This window comes from Streptomyces glaucosporus (assembly GCF_039533345.1).
In the GTDB taxonomy this organism is placed as follows: domain Bacteria; phylum Actinomycetota; class Actinomycetes; order Streptomycetales; family Streptomycetaceae; genus Streptomyces; species Streptomyces glaucosporus.
Genome location: NZ_BAAATJ010000003.1, coordinates 374,493 through 394,282 on the forward strand (window position 1 = coordinate 374,493; position 19,790 = coordinate 394,282).

At 74.7% G+C, this 19,790-nt stretch carries 13 protein-coding genes and 1 tRNA gene; 7 read left to right on the plus strand and 7 right to left on the minus strand.

What is annotated here, in order from left to right; translation table 11 throughout:
* Window positions 1-4: 4 nt before the first annotated feature.
* From ettA to ABD358_RS05935, 5 genes are all read right to left on the minus strand, one after another.
* A complete protein-coding gene (ettA, locus tag ABD358_RS05915; RefSeq protein WP_344629763.1) occupies window positions 5-1,669 on the minus strand; it encodes an energy-dependent translational throttle protein EttA in 1,665 nt (554 codons plus the stop codon).
* 332 nt (window positions 1,670-2,001) lie between these two features.
* A complete protein-coding gene (locus ABD358_RS05920) occupies window positions 2,002-3,426 on the minus strand; it encodes a Cys-Gln thioester bond-forming surface protein (RefSeq protein ID WP_344629764.1) in 1,425 nt (474 codons plus the stop codon).
* A gap of 183 nt (window positions 3,427-3,609) precedes the next feature.
* Entirely contained in the window at window positions 3,610-4,005 is a 396-nt protein-coding gene (locus ABD358_RS05925) for a single-stranded DNA-binding protein (protein ID WP_344629765.1), read from the minus strand.
* A gap of 213 nt (window positions 4,006-4,218) precedes the next feature.
* A complete protein-coding gene (locus tag ABD358_RS05930) occupies window positions 4,219-6,111 on the minus strand; it encodes a GTPase (RefSeq protein WP_344629766.1) in 1,893 nt (630 codons plus the stop codon).
* A complete protein-coding gene (locus ABD358_RS05935; protein WP_425576264.1) occupies window positions 6,108-7,736 on the minus strand; it encodes a dynamin family protein in 1,629 nt (542 codons plus the stop codon). The genes ABD358_RS05930 and ABD358_RS05935 overlap by 4 nt, the downstream gene beginning before the upstream one ends.
* A gap of 311 nt (window positions 7,737-8,047) precedes the next feature.
* Between ABD358_RS05935 and ABD358_RS05940 the strand changes: the two genes are divergently transcribed.
* The 6 genes from ABD358_RS05940 (at window position 8,048) to ABD358_RS05965 (ending at window position 12,869) form a co-directional block, all read left to right on the plus strand.
* Window positions 8,048-8,123, plus strand: a tRNA-Arg gene (locus ABD358_RS05940).
* Between the two features lie 258 nt (window positions 8,124-8,381).
* Window positions 8,382-10,067, plus strand: a complete 1,686-nt coding sequence (locus tag ABD358_RS05945; RefSeq protein ID WP_425576254.1) for an SPFH domain-containing protein — start codon at window positions 8,382-8,384, stop codon at window positions 10,065-10,067.
* Window positions 10,064-11,383 (plus strand): SPFH domain-containing protein, encoded by a 1,320-nt coding sequence (locus ABD358_RS05950; RefSeq protein WP_344629768.1) that lies wholly within the window; start codon window positions 10,064-10,066, stop codon window positions 11,381-11,383. The genes ABD358_RS05945 and ABD358_RS05950 overlap by 4 nt, the downstream gene beginning before the upstream one ends.
* Before the next feature lie 446 nt (window positions 11,384-11,829).
* Entirely contained in the window at window positions 11,830-12,033 is a 204-nt protein-coding gene (locus ABD358_RS05955; RefSeq protein WP_344629769.1) for a hypothetical protein, read from the plus strand.
* A gap of 189 nt (window positions 12,034-12,222) precedes the next feature.
* The gene (locus ABD358_RS05960; protein ID WP_344629770.1) at window positions 12,223-12,486 is read left to right on the plus strand and encodes a hypothetical protein; all 264 of its coding nucleotides are present in this window, start codon (window positions 12,223-12,225) and stop codon (window positions 12,484-12,486) included.
* Window positions 12,483-12,869: a PIN domain-containing protein gene (locus tag ABD358_RS05965; protein ID WP_344629771.1), complete on the plus strand. Its 387-nt coding sequence runs from the start codon at window positions 12,483-12,485 to the stop codon at window positions 12,867-12,869. Before ABD358_RS05960 ends, ABD358_RS05965 begins: the two co-directional genes overlap by 4 nt.
* Before the next feature lie 85 nt (window positions 12,870-12,954).
* Here ABD358_RS05965 and ABD358_RS05970 read toward each other — a convergent pair whose 3' ends face one another.
* Window positions 12,955-13,428 (minus strand): helix-turn-helix domain-containing protein, encoded by a 474-nt coding sequence (locus ABD358_RS05970; RefSeq protein ID WP_344629772.1) that lies wholly within the window; start codon window positions 13,426-13,428, stop codon window positions 12,955-12,957.
* Between the two features lie 212 nt (window positions 13,429-13,640).
* Here ABD358_RS05970 and ABD358_RS05975 point away from each other — a divergent pair, with 212 nt between their 5' ends.
* Complete coding sequence (locus ABD358_RS05975) at window positions 13,641-14,816, plus strand: GGDEF domain-containing protein (protein ID WP_344629773.1); 1,176 nt, start codon at window positions 13,641-13,643, stop codon at window positions 14,814-14,816.
* 80 nt (window positions 14,817-14,896) lie between these two features.
* Here the strand turns inward: ABD358_RS05975 and ABD358_RS05980 are convergent, their stop codons facing one another.
* Complete coding sequence (locus tag ABD358_RS05980; protein ID WP_344629809.1) at window positions 14,897-19,759, minus strand: DNA repair ATPase; 4,863 nt, start codon at window positions 19,757-19,759, stop codon at window positions 14,897-14,899.
* Between the last annotated feature and the right edge of the window lie 31 nt (window positions 19,760-19,790).

The following is a 19,790-nucleotide window of genomic DNA, read 5'->3' on the forward strand; positions in this document are numbered from 1 at the left end:
TCCCTCAGCCCCGGGTCAGCTTCTTGTAGGTGGCGCGGTGCGGGCGGGCGGCGTCCGGGCCGAGCCGCTCGATCTTGTTCTTCTCGTACGACTCGAAGTTGCCCTCGAACCAGAACCACTTGGAGTCGCCCTCGTAGGCGAGGATGTGCGTGGCGACGCGGTCCAGGAACCAGCGGTCGTGGGAGACGACCACGGCGCAGCCGGGGAACTCCAGCAGCGCGTTCTCCAGCGAGGACAGGGTCTCCACGTCGAGGTCGTTGGTCGGCTCGTCCAGCAGGAGCAGGTTGCCGCCCTGCTTGAGGGTGAGCGCCAGGTTGAGGCGGTTGCGCTCGCCGCCGGAGAGGACCCCGGCGGGCTTCTGCTGGTCCGGGCCCTTGAAGCCGAACGCGGAGACGTAGGCGCGCGAGGGCATCTCGACCTGGCCGACGTTGATGTAGTCCAGGCCGTCGGAGACGACCTCCCACAGCGTCTTCTTCGGGTCGATGTTCTCGCGGGCCTGGTCGACGTAGGAGATCTTGACCGTGTCGCCGACCTTGATGGTGCCGGAGTCCGGCTGCTCCAGCCCCTGGATCATCTTGAACAGCGTGGTCTTGCCCGCGCCGTTGGGGCCGATGACGCCGACGATGCCGTTGCGCGGCAGGGTGAAGGACAGGTCGTCGATGAGGACCTTCTCACCGAACGCCTTGGAGAGGTTCTCCACCTCGACCACGACGTTGCCCAGGCGCGGCCCCGGCGGGATCTGGATCTCCTCGAAGTCCAGCTTCCGCATCTTGTCGGCCTCGGCCGCCATCTCCTCGTACCGCTGCAGACGCGCCTTGGACTTCGCCTGGCGGCCCTTGGCGTTGGAGCGGACCCACTCCAGCTCCTCCTTGAGGCGCTTCTGGCGCTTGGCGTCCTTCTGCCCCTCGACCTTCAGGCGGGAGGCCTTCTTCTCCAGGTAGGTGGAGTAGTTGCCCTCGTAGGGGTGGGCGCGGCCGCGGTCGAGCTCCAGGATCCACTCGGCGACGTTGTCCAGGAAGTACCGGTCGTGGGTGATGGCCACGACGGTGCCGGCGTACTTGGCCAGGTGCTGCTCCAGCCACTGCACGGACTCGGCGTCCAGGTGGTTGGTGGGCTCGTCCAGCAGCAGCAGGTCGGGCGCCTCCAGCAGGAGCTTGCAGAGGGCGACGCGGCGCTTCTCGCCACCGGAGAGGTTGGTGACGGGCCAGTCGCCGGGCGGGCAGCCCAGGGCGTCCATGGCCTGCTCCAGCTGGGCGTCCAGGTCCCACGCGTTCGCGTGGTCGAGCTGCTCCTGGAGCTTGCCCATCTCCTCCATCAGCTCGTCGGTGTACTCGGTCGCCATCTGCTCGGCGATCTCGTTGAACCGGTCGAGCTTGCCCTTGATCTCCGCGACACCGTCCTGGACGTTCTCCAGCACGGTCTTGGACTCGTCCAGCGGGGGCTCCTGGAGGAGGATGCCGACGCTGTAGCCGGGGGAGAGGAAGGCGTCGCCGTTGGACGGCTGCTCAAGACCGGCCATGATCTTCAGCACCGTGGACTTGCCCGCGCCGTTGGGGCCCACGACACCGATCTTCGCGCCAGGCAGGAAGCTCAGCGTGACGTCGTCGAGAATCACCTTGTCGCCGTGCGCCTTACGCGCCTTGCGCATGGTGTAGATGTACTCAGCCAAGAGAAACCGTCCGGCAATCAGGGAGTGGGCAGATACACCCCATCTTGCCGCACCCGGTGCCGGGGACGAAAACGAGTGGACCGGCGACCTGCATCACGCCCTTGGCCTGCGCTTTCACCGGAGCGGCCCGGCCGCCCCCGGCGGTCCGGCCCCGTGAACGCCGCTGCGCGCCGGACGGCGCCGCGCTCGCGCGGCCGGGGCGCGGCCGGGGAAGGCGGGGCGCGGAAGGCGGACACGGAAAAGGCCGCGTGCCGCCGCACGGGGGCGGCGGCACGCGGCCGGAGGGCCGGAGCATCAGGGGATCATGCCCCGGGCCCGTGGATCAGCCGTGATCAGCTGTCGGTGCCGTTGGCGGGCTTCCGCTTCCGCAGGAGGAAGACCGCCGCGCCGCCGAGGACCACCAGGGCGACGGCCACACCCGCGATGATCGGGGTGCTGCTGTTGGAGCCGGTCTCGGCGAGGTTGCCGTCGGCGTCCTCACCGGAGTCGCCGCCGACGGTGGCCGGGCTGGGCTCGGTCGAGGGCTTCGGGGACTCCTCGCCACCGCCGTTGCCGCCGGTGGTCACCTCGCTGTCGGTCTTGCAGTCGAGGATGCCCTCGAAGGTCTTGGAGAAGCCGTTCGGCCCGGTGATCGTGATCTTGTACGCCTGGTCCTCCTGGACCGGGACGGTCACCGTCTCGGACCCGCCGGCCGGGATCTCGTACTCCTTGCCCGCGAGGGAGAAGGAGAACGGCTCGTCGCCCTCGTTGGTGGCGGTGACGTCCACGCCGCCCTTGACGCAGTTCTTCTCGGCGGTCACGGCCGGGATCGGACCCTTGGTGGCCCAGGTCGCGGTCGCGGTCGCGGTGACCGTGGAGTCGCTGGAGCCCGCCAGGATCTGCGTCTGGCTCTCGGCGTGCTGGCCGACACCGGTGAAGACGCGCCCGACCGGCACCTTGGTGGCCGCCTCGACGGTCAGCGCCGCGGTGCCGTCCTCGGCGCCCGCCGGGACGTCGAAGAAGACCTGGTCGCCGTTCTTGACCGAGGTCACCTCCTGCCCGTCCTTGCCGACGACCTTCACACCGGCGCCCGTCGCCTCCGCGGCCGGCGCGATGGTCGCGCTCTCCGCGTTGGTGTTCACCGTGATCGGGCCGAGCTTCTGGCCCGCCTTGCCGGAGACGACCGGCGGGTCGAGCACCAGCGAGGACTGGGGCTCGGCCAGGTTCTGGGCGTTCTTCTGCAGGTAGTCGGCGAGCTTCTCGGCGTTCGGGTCGACCGCCTCGACGTTCACCTTGTCGGAGAAGCGCCAGATCGCGACCTGGGTGCCCGCGGCGGCGGTCTTCTCGGTGAGCGTGTCCGCACCGGCCTTCCGCGCGAGCGCGGCGAGGTCGTTCACCTGCGGGTAGGAGTTCTGCAGGATCCAGTGGATCTTGCCCGCCTCGTTGTTGCCCTGGAGCAGCGAGGACTTCCAGGGCACCTCCTCGTAGCGCGCCTTGCTCTGCGTCGGCCGGTAGATGTCGATGCAGTAGGTCTTCAGAGTGCCGCCGCCGTCGACGGTCATCTCGAAGAGACCCGCGCCGACCTTCTTCTTGCCGTCGATGACGGCGAAGTCGGACACCTTCAGGCCGTTCAGGGTGGCCTTCGCGCCGCCCGGCTGCTGGTTGTGCTCGTCGGCGACCGCGGTCCCCGCGCCGGCTATCGCTCCGGCCGCCAGCAGGCCCGTGGCCACTGCGGCGGCGGCGAAACGGGCAGTTCCCCGTCCGCGTGCAGAAATCATCGTCTGGTAGTCCCCTCGTCAACCCCCGTGGTCTCAAGGGGGGATCGTAGGGAGCGAATCGAACCTGGTCCCCGCTGGGGTCGGTTGCTACACACTCCGAGACTGAATCGTTATCAGAGAATGCCCAGGAGTCCGGCTTTCTCCGGTATGGGCGGAGTTACCGATGAGTCATGAGTGGACCGGTCAAGGACTTCCCGCCGGTTCCTGCGCGGGGAGGGCCCGGGAGACGCGGACGAACGCCGAGGTGCCGCGCGTCAGATCGTGGCCGACCGCCGTCGCCTCGATGTCCGCCGACGTCCAGCGCTGCCCGTCCCGTTCGCCCTGCCGTATCCGCAACCTCCCCTGGACGATGAGCGGTTCGCCGACGGTGACGGACGCCGCGAGGTTCTCCGCGAGCGTCCGGAACGCCCACACCGTGTAGAAGCTGGTGTGCGCGTCCGTCCAGCCGCCCCGCTGCCCGTCGTAGCGCCGCTCCGTGGTGGCCAGCCGCAGCCGGGCCACCGGGTGGCCGGCCGCCGTCGTCCTCGTCTCCACCGCCGACGCGACGTTGCCCACCACCGTCACCACGGTCTCGTTCATGCCGGTTCCCCCGCTCACGCTCGTTCCGTGCCGCTCCCGCCCTGTTCGCGGCGCTGCCGTGCCCTCATGCTGCCCGCCCTCGCCGGACGCCGCCGCGCCCTGTGGAGTACCGGCCGGTTGTGGACGACGCGGCCACCCGCACGAGTGATGCGGGCGGCCCGGACGGCCCCTCGGCGAACGGCCCGGGTACGAACGCCCCGGACGCGGACGGCTTCAGGCGCGGGCCGTGCCGCCCGCCGCGATGACGTACTGCTCGCGCACCTCGCGGTACCGCAGCAGCTCGGCCGCCACCGGCTCCAGCACCCACGCCTGGCCCCAGCCCGTGGCGAGCCGCCGCAGCCTGTGCTCCTTCGCCAGCCCGTACGCCCGCGCCGGTCCCCGGGCCGCGAGCCGGCAGCACCAGGCGAGCAGCGGGCCGCCCAGCGCGCCGCCCGTCAGCAGTCCCACCGGCAGCCAGACGCCGCCCCGGCCCGGCCCTCCGGCGAACAGGTCCACCAGCAGGTACAGGCCCAGCAGTTGGACGGCCAGCAACAGCCACTGGGCGCACGCCGCCGCCGTCCACCAGCGCGGCCGGGGCAGCCGGGCCTCGCGGCCCGGACCCGCGTTCCGCGGGCCGCCCCCGGCCGCCGCCCTCTCCCCCGTCCCGCTCCCCGTCCCCTCCCCCGGGTCGCTCCCGAGGCCGGCGATCGCGTCCTCCAGCGCCTCCGGCAGCCCCTCGGCGCCACGCCAGGCCGCGTCCCGGACCGACTTGGCCCAGGGCCTCGGCAGTCCGGCCGACGCCTCCTCCGCGAGGATCCGCACCGCCTGCGCCAGGACGGGCCGGGCCACCACGGGGGCCTCCGCCTCGTCGTCCGGCCCCGCCGGGACCGCGGCCCTCTCCCCGCACCCGCGCCGCGCGTCGTACCAGCGCAGCAGCCGGGCCCAGGGAGTGCCGCAGGCCTGCTCGGCGCGCCGCAGCCAGAGGCGCTCGGCGGTCTGCCCGGCCGCCGCCGCGCCCACCGCCACCGCCAGCCGGTCCTCGAACTCCTCCCGTGCCCGTTCCGTCAGCCCGACCGGGCCGCTGGGGGTGTCGGCCATGTAGGCCGGGCGGAGCCGGGCGACCACGCCGTCCACATCGGCGGAGATCCGCAGTTCCGCCGCCCGCCGCTCCGACGCCAGCCTGCCCAGGGAGTGCCGCAGCTCGTCGACGCCCTCGCCGGTGAGGGCGGACAGCGCCAGGACGGTCGCGCCGGACTCGCCGTGCTCGCCGAGCGCCATGCCGTCCTCGTCCAGCCGCCGCCGCAGGTCGTCCATGACCACCTCGACGGCGTCGGAGGGCAGCCGGTCGGCCTGGTTGAGCACCACGAACGTCACCTCGGCGTGTCCGGCCAGCGGACGCAGGTAGCGCTCGTGCAGCGCGGCGTCGGCGTACTTCTCCGGGTCGGTGACCCAGACCACCGCGTCCACCAGCCTCAGCAGCCGGTCGACCTGCTCGCGGTGGCCCGGCGCGGCGGAGTCGTGGTCGGGCAGGTCGACGAGGACGAGCCCCTTCAGCGCGGGGTCGCGCGGCTGCACCCGGCGGCGTGCGCGGGGCGGCACCCCGAGCCGTTCCAGCAGGCCGTCTGCGCCGCTGTCCCACTCGGCCTCCCAGACGCAGCCGACGGGCACCGCGGTGGTGGGGCGGCGCACCCCGGGCTCGGAGAGCTGGACGCCCGCGAGGGTGTTGAACAGCGTCGACTTGCCGCTCCCGGTGGCTCCGGCGACGGCCACCACGGTGTACGTCCGCGACAGCCCGCGGCGCGCCGACGCCTCGTCCAGGACCCGGTTCGCCTCCGCCAGCACCTCGCCGTCCAGTCTCGTCCGGGAGAGCCCGACCAGTTCCCGCAGCGCGCGCAGCCTCTCCCGCAGCGGCTCCTCGTGCCCGGCGGCGCGGGTGCGCGTCCCGTCCTCCGCCCAGTCCTCCCAGCCGCCTTCGCCCGGGAGCCGCCGGGGGAGGGTCCGCGCGTGCTCCGCGTCCTCCCAGGGGCTCGTGGCCGCGGGGACCGAGGGGCCGCCGTCGGGGCGGGCCCGCCGGGCGATCAGCCCGTCGTCCCAGATCCGGTCGTCCGCGTGGACATCCGCGGTCACCGCGCCCACCTCTCCCTCTGCAGTACGGACAGTGCGGCGATCAGGGAGACCTGCTGGCCGGGGGTGGCGTCGAGGTCCTCCAGGGGCGCCGTGCGGTAGTCGCGCTCGCCCCGCAGCGCCCGCTCCAGGCAGGTCTCCAGCAGGTGCTCGCCCCGCTCGCGCAGGCGGACGGTGACGGCTCCGCCCAGGGAGTCGGCCAGGGTCTCGCCCGCGCCCCGGGTCCGGCGTCCGCCGAGCAGGAGGGCGGCGAGCAGCGCGGCGGCCTGTTCGGCGGACGCCGGGCAGGCGCCGTCCGAGGCGCGCGCCGCCGCCCGGGCCAGGTCCTCCACGGCGCGTCTCCACCGCCCCACCAGGGTGTCGATCCGTTCGGTCACCAGCTCGTCTGCGCAGCCGCACTCCGGGGCCCCGGGCTCCCGGCGCCACGCCTCGGCCGTCCGCTCGTCGGCGTCGCCGACGGCTCCGCGCAGCAGGGCGGACAGGCCGTCGGCGAAGGCGTCGAGCAGTTCCTCGCCGCTGCTGTCCTGCGGGAAGCCGCGCCAGCGGGCGAGGGCCTCGCCCGCCAGCAGTTCGCCGTCGGCGATCCGGCGGCGCACCTGTGCGGCCGCCTCGTCGTAGGCGGTGTCGATGTGGCGCGTCAGCCGCAGCGCGGTGGCGTGCTGGGCGGCGGCGGCGCTGGCGAGCGCGGGGACGCGGGAGCGCAGCGAGTCGATGGCGCCGGTGAGGGTCCGGCCGGCGGCGACCGTGCGCGCGGCGGGGTCGTGGACCTGGTGGAGCAGCCACTCCCGCAGGGGCGCCACGGCGGTGGCGGGCAGCAGCCCGGAGCCGCCGCGGGCGGACTCGGGCAGCTCCGGGATGGTGAAGCGGGGCACGTCGCCGAGCCCGGCGCGCTCCAGCAGGGCGGCGTACTGGCGGGAGACCTCGTCGGTGATCTGGTGGGGCACCCGGTCCAGCACGGTGGCCAGCGTCACGTCGTACTCCCGGGCGGCGCGCAGCAGGTGCCAGGGGACGGCGTCGGCGTAGCGGGAGGCGGTGGTCACCAGCACCCAGATGTCGGCGGCGCAGATCAGCTCGGCGGCCAGTTCGCGGTTGGCGACGACCAGGGAGTCGACGTCGGGCGAGTCGAGGAGGGCGAGCCCGGCGGGCACGGTCCGGTCGGTCTCCACGGCGAGCGAGGGCGGGGTGTCCTCGCCGTCCGTGCCGTGGTCGTCCTCGGGGCCGCCGGCCGGGCCGTCCCCGCCGTGGGATACGTCCCGCCGCGGGGTCCACACCCGCCGCAGCCGGGGCAGGACGCGCGGTCCGGCGAACCAGTGCTGGTCGGAGGGGTGGCAGACCAGTACGGGCGTGCGCGTCGTGGGCCGCAGCACCCCCGCGTCGCTGACCCGGCGGCCGACGAGCGAGTTGACCAGGGTGGACTTCCCCGCGCCGGTGGAGCCCCCGACGACGGCGAGCAGCGGGGCCTCGGGGGAGCGCAGCCTGGGCACCAGGTAGTCGTCCAGCTGGGCGAGCAGCTCGGCCCGGGAGCGGCGGGCGTGTTCGGCCCCGGGAAGCGGCAGCGGAAAGCGGGCTGCGGCGACGCGGTCACGGAGCGTGGTGAGCGCGTCGAGCAGTTCGGTCCTAGCCTCCAAGATCGCCACATGCGCAGAATGCCCAATTTGGGGCGTTTTTTGAAGTGCTTTCGTATCAGAACAGGGTGTTTTGACCCCTGTGGCCCGTGAGGCGGCAGATCAGGACGGCATAACGAGTGCACAACACCCGAGCCTCAGAGCGCGCGAACCGATGCGCGATTCGCACTCGCCTGCGATTATCGGGACCGCTTCACTGAACCTCCACAGGGTGTCGTGGACGTGAAGCAACGGGGAGGAACCGCCCGGGCAACTATCCTTGCCGTGGCAAGGTCATACCGGGGGCAATCGCCCGTCCGTCCGCGACCGCACAGGCCCCCGTAGCTCAGTGGATAGAGCAGGCGCCTTCTAAGCGCTTGGCCGCAGGTTCGAGTCCTGCCGGGGGCGCCACTCCCTTCCGCCGCGTCGGCCGCCCCGGCGGGCGCGGTGACCGGGGGTTCTCCGTGGACCATGCGGCCGAGTGCCGCGGAAAGGCTCCGGCGGTGGAACGGGCCCGGTCCCGGCCCCGCCTCCTCTCCGCCACGTGCCGCGGGACGGCCCGGCACACCGCACGGCCACGACCGGAAACGGCGAAAGGCAGACGTGGCACGAGCTCAGAACGTACGGAGAGTCGCACAGGCGGTCGCGGGAGGGGCGGACCCCCGGGCCGTGGCCGAGGAGGAACTGCGCCGCCGCATACGCGGCGGGAACGGACCGGACGCCTCCGGTGAGGACGGCGCCCCGCAGGAGGACGGCATCGACCCGGCCGACTTCCCCGCCGCGCGGGAGCAGGGCGGGTCCATCGCCACCGTCATGACGCAGCGGACCGTCCCGCTGGCCGAGGCCGGGGAGGCCCTCAACCGCAGCGAGCAGCGGCGCGAGGGCGGCGAGTCCGTCCACGTCATCTGCCCGATGGTGCTCCCGCGCGGACGCTCCCTGCTGAGCATGCTGCCGGTGCTGCTGCTGCTCGTGGTGGGCGCGGTGGGCTCCCCCGTCGTGGCCGCCGGCGGCGGCAGCGCGCTGACCAACCCGTTCTTCGGCGTCCACTACTGGGTGCTGTCGCTCCTGGCGGTGGCCTTCGTCTGGTGGCGGCAGGGCATGGTGATGGTGCCGGACGGCTGCCAGGCGCTCATCACCCGCTTCGGGAAGCTGGAGCAGGTGGTCGGCCCCGGACGGGTGATCCTGCTGAACCCGTGGAAGCGGGTGTCGTACATCCTCAACACCACCCGCGAGTACCCGTTCAACGCTCCGGTGCGCGAGGCCCCCACCCGCAGCGGGGTGAAGGCCTCCATCGACCTGTTCATCCAGTTCCGGATCAACGACCCGGTGGAGTTCGTCTACACCCTCGGCGCGGTCCGCGGCTTCGAGGAGAAGCTGAACAACGCGGTCAGCGAGACCATCCGCAGCCTCATCTACGAGCAGGAGGCCGCCGGCATCTACGACATGGTCGGCGAGGACACCGGACGGCTCCTGGAGCAGCTCAACCAGCAGTTCCAGCCGGCGGTGGAGCTGACCAACGCCAACATCACGCACGCCGAGCCCTCCGACCGCAACTACCGCATGGACCTGGCGGCCCCGGAGATGGTGCGGGTCGCCAAGGAGGCCTACACCCACGAGTACGCGCTCCAGCTCCGCAAGGAGCAGGACGAGGGCGACCTCGCCAAGGAGCTGGCCTCCCTCCACGAGACGCTCTCCGCGATCCAGGCGGAGATCGCCCAGTACCAGGCGCAGATGGACACCGCCGTCGAGCGGGAGACCAACCGGGCCCAGGCCCTCGCCCGGCAGCGCTACGTGCAGGCCGAGTCGGAGGCGAAGGCCAACGCGGCGCTGCTGGAGGCGCAGGCCCTGGACATCCGCGCGGTGACCGCCGCCGAGGCCCCGGAGATCCTGGAGTACCGCTACCAGCAGCAGGTCCTGGACACCCTGGAGCGGGTGGCGGACCACCTGCCGCAGTTGGTGCGGGTCGGCGGCGCGGAGGACCCCGACGGCACCGCGGGGGTCGACTTCCTCCGGCTGGCCCGGGAGATGATCGGCGAGCACGGCACGGAGCTGTTCACCGACGCCGACATGGCCGCCGTGCGCGCCCGGCTCCGGGAGGTCTCCGACCGCATCGCCGAGCGCCAGGAGGAGATCCGCGCCCTGCTGGAGGAGGAGCGGCCGACCGTGCCGTCCGGCGCCGGCGGCGCGGACTCCGGGGCCGGCGTTCCCGAAACCGGCGTTCCCGGCGCGCCCGAAGCATCCGTTCCCGGCACGCCCGGCCCGTCCGCCCCGTCCCAGGCAGCCGACGCGTCCGGCACTCACGACGCGCCCGGCACGCCCGACCCGTCCGCCCCGTCCGAGGAGGCCGCGGAGTGAGCACCGTATCCACCAGCCGCAGGTCGGTCATCTCCGAGGCGGTGGCCCCCTGGAGCGAGATCGCCCAACTGCTGCGCGGCGGCGAGGCGGGCACCCTGGTCCCGGTCATCATCCCCCGCCACCGCCGCAGGCTGTGGTGGATGCTGCCGCTGTGGTTCGGGGTGTTCGCCCTGCTGACCGGCGTCATGTCCTCCGCGGGCGACTCCGGCGGGGTGGCTGGCGCCGCCCGCGACTCCCTGGCCGCGCTCGCCTACGTCCTCGGCGTCCTGTCCCTGCTGGCCGGGGCGCTGTGGTGGTGGCGCTCGTCGATCGTGGAGATCGAGCAGGGCACCAACGGGGTCCTCACCCGCTACGGCGCGGTCGTCCGCACCCTGGACCCCGGCCGCCACTACCTGTGGCACCCGTGGTCGCGGGTGGACTTCGTGGTGGACACCGCCACCGAGGTCCCCTACTCGGCCCCGGTGATGGCCTGCCCGACCCGGGAGAACGTGCCGCTGCGGTCGATCGAGTTCTTCCTGAAGTTCCGCATCACCGACGCGGTGCTGTTCGTGCGCACCATCGGCGCGGGCAACTTCGACCTGGTGCTCTCCAGCGCGGTGCAGGACGCCATCCGGCAGCGGGCGCGCAAGATGCAGACCGAACGGGCCTACGACCTGCGCGGCTCGGACGTCGCCGACATGCAGGAGCTGCTCAACCGCCAGCTCTCCCGCTACGGGGTCCGCATCACCGGCTGCAACATCCCCGACGTGCAGCTCCCCGCCCAGTACCAGCAGCACCTGGCCACCCGTGAGCGGGTCGCCAAGGAGCGCGCCGCGTACGACCAGGAGTGGGGCCTGACCCGCAAGCGCCGCATCGACAGCCTCCGGATGGACATCGAGCGGGCGAAGAAGGTGCGCGACGCGCGCATCGTCGAGGTGAAGGCCGCCCTGAACCGGGCCCGCGAGGAGGTCGCCCAGCTCCTGGAGGAACAGGAGACCAACGCGCAGCGGGTGCGGTTCGAGATCGAGACCCGCGGACGCAGCGGGCTGATCGCCGCCGAGAACGAGGCCCGCGCCCAGCGCCGTCTGGCCCAGGCGTACCGCGACAACCGGGCGGTCCTCCAGTACGAGCTGGCCCGCCGGCGCCTGGAGGTCGGCGCGACCCTGGCGGGCAGCGCCCCGCGGCCGGTGGTGGTCCGCACCGGCGGCGCGGAGGGCGGCGGCGACACCTCGGCGCTGTCCACGCTCCTCACCGCCCAGCTCCTGCCGCGGCTCACCGCCCTCCCGTCGGCGAACCCGGTGCGCCGGATCGCGGACGCGGCGGACGGCGAGCGGTAGCCGCCGCACCCCTTCCCGCGCAGCACCGGTGGGGCGCCGATCACTCGGCGCCCCACCGGCGTGCCGGGACCGCAGGGGGCGGGTTCCCGGTGAGCGCCGTGTCCGTCGACGGCAGTACGCACCTGCTCGTCCGGACGCCCTCCTGGCCTCGGGCCGGCTCGTGCCCGCCGAGGACCGGCGGCCCCGGAGCAGGTGCAGGGACTCGCAGCCCGGTACAACGGCGGCTCCTGTTGCGAGGACGACGACGCCCAGCGGTGCGGCCGTCAGTTCGGCCGGAAACCGGGCCAGGCAAAGGAGGCACTGGAGTGAGCGGCACCCATCCTTCTCCGACGCGTACCCAGGACGAGCGGAGTCCGGGACTCCCCGGCCGCGTCGCCACCGCTGCGCGTGCCGCCCTCCTTGCTCTGGTGCACACGGCGTCCGGGTACTTCCTCTCCGTCGCATACATGTCCGGAGTCGCTGATCCGTGGGAGCGGGATGCCGCCATTCACTCCGGCATCGCCTCAAGCCTCGCCCTGATCGTCTCCGCCGTGGCAGCGCTGCTGACCCGGATGTTCATCAGGGCCGGGCGGCTGCGCCGGTGGTGGTACGTGCTCCCCGCCCTCACGGCCGCCGCCGCCCTCCTGCGGCTGACCGTCCTCGCGCCGTGACCCCGGGCGCCGGCCGGGACCTGCCCGACCACGGCCACACCGGAACTCCCGGCAGAAACGGGGCGGTTCCCCACCTGACAAGGAGGGCAAAACCCCCCGTGGACCCCATCGCGGGTGGGGCGCGTCGAGCCTCTCGCCGGCGCGGTCCGGTCCGGCCCCGAAGCGTATACGGGGACGTATACTCGGGGCATGTCCGATGCGATGATCCGGGTGCCCGCCGAGGTGCGCGACCGTCTGGCGGTCATCGCCGAGTCCCGCGGCACGTCGATCCGTTCCCTGGTCCAGGAGTTCGCGGAGACGACGCTGACCGAGGAGGAGCGGCGGGAGCGGGCGGAGCGGACCCGGGCCTACCTGGCCGAGCACTTCGGTGTCGAGGTGACGGACGAGGAGAGCGCGGCGATGGGCCACAGGCTGCGGGAGGCGTACGCCCGGCAGCAGGGCACCGCCGCATGATCCTGCACCATCTGGTGCTCGACGCCCCGACCCTGGTGGCGCTGTCGGGGAACCGGCAGGTGTCCGCCCTGGTCCACCGGGCCCACTTCGAGCCGGAGACCCGCCTGTGGGTGCCGGTCCTCTCGGCCCTCGAAGCCGACCACGCGTACCCGGGGATCGCCGAGCACATCGGGCAGCTGGAGGTCGTCCACACCGTGGACCTGGACTACCCGGCCCTGCTCACGGTGACCAGGCTGCACCGCGACGGTGTGCCGCCGGGCATCGCGGCCGCGGTCCACGCGGCGCGGCACCTTCCGGAGTGGGGCGCGGACGCGCTCGTCGCCACGGTGGAGCCGAAGGCGTACGAGGGCTGCGCGGTGCCCGTCCTCGACCTCAACCGCTGACCGGGCGCGGGCGTTCGCCGCCGGAGCCGGGGACGGCTGCGCCGGTGCCGCGCAACTTCCGGGCGCGGACCGCGGGTTCAACGTTTCAGCGCTCCGCCGGCCGGTCGCCGGGAGGTGGGGGCGCGGTGGGCTTCGTGCGGGACTTGGGGTCGCTCTCCAGCACGTGCTCGACGATCCTCGTCACGGCGGCGAGCCCCTCGGGGGAGAGCTCCAGGGCGCGCAGGGCGAGCTTTCTGACGCCCAGGTTGTGGGCGACCTTGGCGAGTTCCAGTTCGGCGTCGGTCCGGGCCGCCGTGTCCCCGTCGAGGAAGTAGGAGGGCGGGACGCCGAAGAAGCGGGCCAGGGCCGTCAGCAGCTCGGTGGAGGGGTTGCGTTTGGTGCCCTTCCGCAGGGCGGACAGATAGGCGCCTCCCACCCGGATGCCCGGGTCCGCCCGCTTGATGGCGGTGGCGACCTCCTCGTTGGTGTACCGCCTGCCCCGGGGGCCCTCCGGGCGGATGGTGTCGAAGAGCCGGTCGAGGTTCTCGGCCAGCGTCCGACGCCCGCTGGGATCGGGCACCGCTTCCACCTCCACCACACCTGGTCCGACCGGAGACTGCCACCGGCATCATAACTTCCGGAACCCGGCGCGGAGTTGACAGTCCGACCGTCCGGAAGCCTAGACTCACTCATCGCATCCACTCAACTACTGGTTGAGTCAGGACCTGCATGAGTCAACCACTGGTTCATCCCTGTCCGTGTGGCTGACTGATCGGGGGGAGAAGGGGATCGATGAGTACCGTGCCCAGGACGTCCGGGGAGCACGCATCGCCCCCCTCCTGCTGCCCGCACGGCGGCCACCGTCCCCCGACCGATGACCTCACCGGGTTGCTGGTGAGGAGGGCCTGGGAGATCAGGGCCTCCCAGGCCCTCGCCTCCGCCCGCGACCGGCGCCGTCCGCTCGCCCTCGTCATGGGCGACCTCGACCGCTTCAAGAGCGTCAACGACACCTACGGCCACCTCGCCGGGGACGCGGTGCTGCGCGCCGTGGCGGAGGTGCTGCGACGCGTCGAGGGGGCGGTCGCCGGACGCTACGGGGGCCACGCGGGCGACGAGTTCCTGCTGCTGCTGCCCGACGCCGGCGCCGGCGAGGCGATGGCCGCCGCCCGGCGCGTCCGGCAGGAGGTGCGGGAGCTGTCCGTACCGGTCCCGGTCGGCCGCGGCACCACCATGACCCTCACCGGGATCACCGTCTCGCTCGGCGTCTGCGTCCGGGACCCGGCCGCCTCCGCGCCGGACGGGCTCTCCGACCTGCTGCTGGACGCCGATGTGGCGCTGCGCGAGGTCAAGCGCGCGGGAGGCGACGGCGTCCGCCTGGCCGGCGCCCCGAACGCCCCCGTGCCGGCGTCCGGCCTTCCCCCCGTCCCCCGTCCGGCGCGCCACCTCCCCCACGACCTGCCGCACGCCGCCCGGCCGAGCTGGCTGCCGTACGGCGGAACGCACCGCGCCGTCCCCGCGGGCGTCTGGTGGGACGCCGTCCGGATGCCGGGGCGGGCCGGGCTGAGGGTGCTCGACGCCATGCTCCGGTACGGCGACCGGCCGCCCGGCCCGGTGATAGGGGACCTGCCGGGCGAGGCGGGGCCGGGAGTCCCGGGGGAGGAGTGGGAGGAGTGGGAGGAGCGGTCGCGGGTGTACTTCCTGATCCCGCCCCGGGCCGCCGACCGCTGGGAGCTGCCCGGCGCCCGGGTCCTGGGCCGCGGCTCCTACGTCGTCGTCCCCGACGCCGCCGGCCTCCGCCCGCCGGGCCTCCACTGGCTCGTCCCGCCGGCCGCCGACCGCTGTCTGACCAGCGTCCGGTCCCTCCTCAGGGCGATGGAGGCGGCGGAGGCGGAGGAGGCGGCGGAAACGGCGGGAGCCGCAGAAGCCGCGGGAGCCGCGGAGGAGACCGCCACGGCGGCCCCCGCCTGAGGAAACCGCGGGGGAAAGCGCGGAGGAAGCCACCGGGGACCCCGGGGAAGCCGCCCGGAAAGGCGCGGGACGCCCCCGGATCACGCCCGCGCCCCCGCCCGCGCCCGGAAGGCCGCCTTCACCTCCTCCCAGCGGCGGGCCCGCTCCGGCGTCAGCCGGCCGCGCAGTTCGGCGAGCTTGAGGAGGTTGGCCTCCGCTTCCGCCGCCAGGGTGCGGGCCTGGGCGGCGTAGTGGTCGTCCAGCAGCGCTTCGACCTCCCCCTCCGTCATCACCGGCGCGATGCGCCCGGCGATGCGGGCCGTGTCGCGGTAGGAGCCCTGGAGGCGGAACGGCGGTTCGGTGCGGGTGGTCTCGTCCTGGGCGGCGGAGGCGATGTAGGCCGCGTTGACCGCCAGGACCGTGCGCCGCACCCGCAGCAGGCCGCGCAGCACGCCCAGGATCCGCTCCAGCTCGGCCGGCGGGCAGGGGTGGGCGAGGCGGTCGGCGCGGACCCCGGCGTCGCCGCGGGCCATCCGCACCAGCAGCTCCACGTCACCGCGCTCCCGGGCCGCCAGGGGCTCCAGCACCGGGTTGGCGGTGAGCGCGTTCTCGACGTGGCTGAGCGCGAACAGTTCCTCCCGGCCGGCCAGGACGTCGCCCAGGTTCCACACGTCCGCCCGGTTGGCCAGCATGTCCGGGACGTGGAAGCGGGCGCCGGACTCGGTGAAGGGATTGCCCGTCATGCACACCGCGAACCGCTTGCCGCGCAGGTCGTAGGTGGCCGGGCGGCCGTCGGAGAACCGCACGCCGTCGATGCGGCGCTGGGCGTCGCACAGCGGGACGAACCGCTGGAGCAGCTCGGGCGAGGTGTGCTGGATGTCGTCGAGGTGCAGCAGGACGTCGCCGCCCATCTCCAGCGCCAGGTTGATCTTCTCCACCTCGCGCCGCGCCGTGGCGTCCGGCGCCGCGGCCGGGTCCAGGGAGGTGGTGCGGTGCCCCAGCGCCGGGCCGTCGACGCGGACGAACGCCAGGCCCAGCCGGGCGGCGACGTACTCCATCAGCGTCGTCTTGCCGTAGCCGGGCGGCGACAGCAGCAGGAGCAGGCCCTGGCTGTCGGTGCGGCGGTCCTCGCCGGCCGTGCCGAGCTGCTTGGCGAGGCTGTCGCCGACCAGCGGCAGGTACACCTCGTCGATGAGGCGGTTGCGGACGAACGCGGGCAGCACGCGCGGCGTGTACGCGTCCAGCCGCAGCCTCTCCCGCTCGGCGGCCAGCAGCGCGGCGCGGCGCCGGGTGTACGCGCGGTGGGCCGGGACGCGGTGGGTCCGGAACTCCCCGGTGCGCTCCAGGAACTCGTCCAGGCGCAGGGTCAGGGCGCCGCCGGTGATCCGCGGGTGGGAGCCCAGCAGCCCGGTGACGGTGGCGGTCAGCGGCGCGTCGGCGTCCCGGCCCGGCGCGCGTCCGCCGCACAGCACGGCGGCGACGGCCTCGGGCAGGCCGGCGTCGAGGTCGCCGGAGCCGGACGCGGAGCCGGACGCCGCCCAGGAGCCGAGCCAGGCCATCGCGAGCTGGTGGCGGGCGGCGAGGTGTTCGGGGCCGTCGCCGCCGAGCGTCCGCAGGTCCTCCGCGAACTCCTCGGCCGCGGCGGAGTCCACACCGCCGAGCGCGGCGTGGAAGCCGTCCAGCAGGGTGCGGGCGGCGGGGCCGGTGGTGAACCGGCCGCCGCTGTCGGCCAGTTCCTCCACCAGGTACGCGCCCACGGCCCCGGGGCGGCCCGGTCCGGGCAGACCGGCCGAGGCGAGGAAGCCGGCGGCCGCCGAGCCGAGTTCGGCGGCGAGCCGGTCCACCGCGTCGCGCGCGCCGAAGGCGGCCCGGGCCCTGACGAGGGACCGGGCGCGGACGGTCCAGGCGGCGCGGGCCTCCTTGTCCGTGCCGTACGCCCAGAACAGCCGTGCCGCCGCCCGCGCCGCGGGAGTGAAGCGCAGCAGTCCGGCGCCCGCGCGCAGCCGCAGTACGGCGGCGAGGATCGCGGCGGCGTCGTGGTCGTGGACGCCTCGGTCGTACCCCTCGTCGGGCGCCTCCTCCGCGGCCCGCCGGACCAGGGGCAGCAGGTCGCCGGTGTCCGCGGGGGCGTCGTCGGGCAGGCCCGCGAGCACGGTGGCGGCGAGGTGTTCGGCGCGGTAGACCTCCGGGGACTCCGAGACCAGCGGCTGGTCCCAGAAGGCGCGGGTGGTCTCGAAGCCGGGGTCGCGGACGGCGGCGCGGTAGTCGGTGCCGGTCACCGCGAAGGCCAGGCCGTCGCCGTCCGGGACGAGGGCGACCTCCAGCGGCCGGGTGGTGACGGCGAAGCGGTGGCGGCCCAGCCGCACGGTGCGCCCGGCTCCCGGGGGGCCGTCGTAGAGGTCGGCGCGGTCGCGCAGGGCGCGGTCCGCCTCCTGCCGGGCGGCCTTCAGACGGCCGGTCAGCTCCTCGGCGCGGGCGGTGTCGCCGAGGTCGCGCAGTTCGCCGGCGGTGGCGCGGACGCGGGCGACCAGGGGGTCGGCGGCGAAGTAGGCGGCCACCTCTCCGGGGCCTGACAGGGTGGTGCAGCGGCGGGCGACGGTCTCCAGGACGCGTGCCGCGGAGCGCGCGAGGCGTTCCGCGCGCCGGGCGCGTTCGTCGGCCCGGGCCTGCCGGCGGGCGGCGAAGGCCTCCTCGATCTCCTGCCGCCGCTCGGCCAGGCGGGCGAGGAAGTCGTCGTGGGCGCCGAAGCGGGACTCCAGGTCCTCCAGGCGCACCAGCAGCCGGCCGAGCTGCTCGTCGCACTCCTCGGGGGTGGAGGCGGCGGCCAGCGCGCCCGCGACGACCTGGCCCAGCAGGGCGGTCTCGGCGGTGAACTCCGCCCGGTCCTCGGCCTCCAGCAGCTCCCGGCGCCGCCCGTCGAGGACGGCGCGGGCGCGGTTGACGGCGGCCGTGGCCTCGGCGATCCGCTCCAGCACGGCGGTGCGGACGGTGGCGTCCGCGCCGGGGGCCGCCTCCAGGGAGCCGACCACGCCGGCGACGGCGGCGAGGCCGTCGGCGTGCTCGGCGATCTCCTCGGCCAGGGGCGCGGTCCCGGCGGCCGTGGTGGCGGAGGCCGCCCGCCCGGCCAGTTCCTCCACGGCCGCGGTGATGCCGTCGAACGCGCCGGGGCGGGACAGGTGCTCCAGTGCGCGGCGCCCGGCGGCGGCCAGGGCCTCGCCCACCTCCGCGGCGAGTCCGTCGATCCGGACGGGGTCGGCGTGGCGCAGTTCGCGCAGGGACTCCACCGCGCCCAGCGCCCGGCGCAGCTCGGCGAGCAGGGCGACCCAGCCCGCCGCGTCGCCGGGCGCCTCGCCGCGGGCGCGGCGCACCAGCGCCGCGGCCCGCTCGGACGCCTCCTCGACGGCGGCCGCGTCCCGCTCCCGCAGCTCGGCCAGCCGCGCGTGCTCGGCGACGGCCTGCTCGGCGGCCTCCCGCAGCGCCCGCAGCGGCTCGCCCAGCCCCTCCAGCTCCCGCGACAGCTCCGGCGAGGCCAGCCAGTGGTGGCGGTCGGCGGTCCGCGCGCAGGCGGCGGCGACGGCCTCCAGCGCGGCCGCGGTGGCCGGGCCGTCCGGGGTGTCCTCGGCCATCCGGGCGACGGACAGGCAGTCGGAGATGCCCCGCACCAGCTCGGCGTTGCCGACGCGGGCGAGCGGGCCGTCGCCGGCCGGGACGGCGGCGGCGCGGGCCTCGGAGACGAAAGGGGTGCGCCACACCTGGACGGTGTGGGCGTGGGCCGCGTCCTCCCCCGTCCCGTCCCCGCCGGTCTCCCTCAGCACGGCCAGGGTGCCGTCCTCGAAGAGGGCGTGGCCCAGGGCGGGGACCGGGGGCGCGGCCTCCTTGCGGATCAGGTTGTACGGCAGCAGCAGGGTGCGGCCCCGGCCGGGGGCGTGGAAGACGTACAGCACGTCCTCGCCGTTGGGCGAGCGGACCGTGGTCTCGTACGCGAGGCCGCCGGTGTCGGTGTCGAAGGTGCGGGCGGCGGCCCCGGCGGGGGCGTCGGCGAGGTAGAGGCCGCCGGGGAAGACGATGCCCTGGTCGCCGGGGAGGCGGCGGCACGCCTGCCCGATGCCGTCCAGCCGCACCACCTCCCCGGTGCGGGTGTTGAAGACCAGGTGGCGGTGGGCCGTCTCGTTGTACGGCAGGACGCGCAGCAGGATCAGCGGGCCCACGCGGGCGTGGGCGATCTCGGCGTCGGCCAGGGACTGCAGGGGGTCGTCGACGGGCTCGGTGTACACGCCCCCGGCGGTCTCGGTGTCGTTCTCGGTCTTGACCGTGAGGGCGCCGCCGGCGGTGGAGACGTACAGCTCCCCGGCGACCGCGACGTGCGGGTGCCGCCCGGGGACGTGGTCCTCGCGCCCGGCCGGGGTCCAGGTGACGTCGTGGGCGGAGCGGGCGGGCGGGGCGGTGTGGTCGCGCTCGCCCTCGTCGTCGAGGTACGCGACGCCGCCGCCCGGGTCGAGGCGCCAGCGCAGGACCCGGATGTCGGTCAGCCGCTCGCCGGTGCGGAAGACGGCCAGCAGCAGCGGCCCGGTGCGGCGCAGCCGCAGCAGGCGGGCCTGGCGGTAGTAGCGGTACAGCTCCTCGACGTCGCGGTGGAGGCGGGGGTCGTCGAGGAGGCCGGGGACGGCGTCGGGCCCGGCCGGCTCGTAGCGGGGCGGCCCCGCGCGCCGTGCGCCGTCCCCGCCGGCGGGCCGGTACAGCGTGAACACGTCGTCCGCCCCGGCCGGACGCCCGTGCCCCGGCGGGGGGTTGGCGCCCAGCAGCAGCGCCCCGCCGACGGCTGCGACGTCGCACGGCACGCGGGGGCGCCCGGTGCGCAGGGCGGTGGTGCCGGCCAGTTCCAGCCCGCCGCCGCCGAAGGCTTCCAGGCGGCGGGCGTTGAGGGCCCGGGCCCGGGACGCGAGGTCCGCGGCCGACGCGGCCATGCGGGCCCGCAGCACCTCGTGGGTGCCCTCG

Coding starts and splice junctions, on each gene's coding strand:
- ABD358_RS05960 (WP_344629770.1), top strand. CDS start 12,223: ATGTCCGATGCGATGATCCGGGTGCCCGCCGAGGTGCGCGACCGTCTG.
- ABD358_RS05980 (WP_344629809.1), bottom strand. CDS start 19,759: ATGGCCGCGTCGGCCGCGGACCTCGCGTCCCGGGCCCGGGCCCTCAAC.
- ABD358_RS05925 (WP_344629765.1), bottom strand. CDS start 4,005: ATGAACGAGACCGTGGTGACGGTGGTGGGCAACGTCGCGTCGGCGGTG.
- ABD358_RS05975 (WP_344629773.1), top strand. CDS start 13,641: ATGAGTACCGTGCCCAGGACGTCCGGGGAGCACGCATCGCCCCCCTCC.
- ABD358_RS05920 (WP_344629764.1), bottom strand. CDS start 3,426: ATGATTTCTGCACGCGGACGGGGAACTGCCCGTTTCGCCGCCGCCGCA.
- ABD358_RS05965 (WP_344629771.1), top strand. CDS start 12,483: ATGATCCTGCACCATCTGGTGCTCGACGCCCCGACCCTGGTGGCGCTG.
- ABD358_RS05955 (WP_344629769.1), top strand. CDS start 11,830: ATGTCCGGAGTCGCTGATCCGTGGGAGCGGGATGCCGCCATTCACTCC.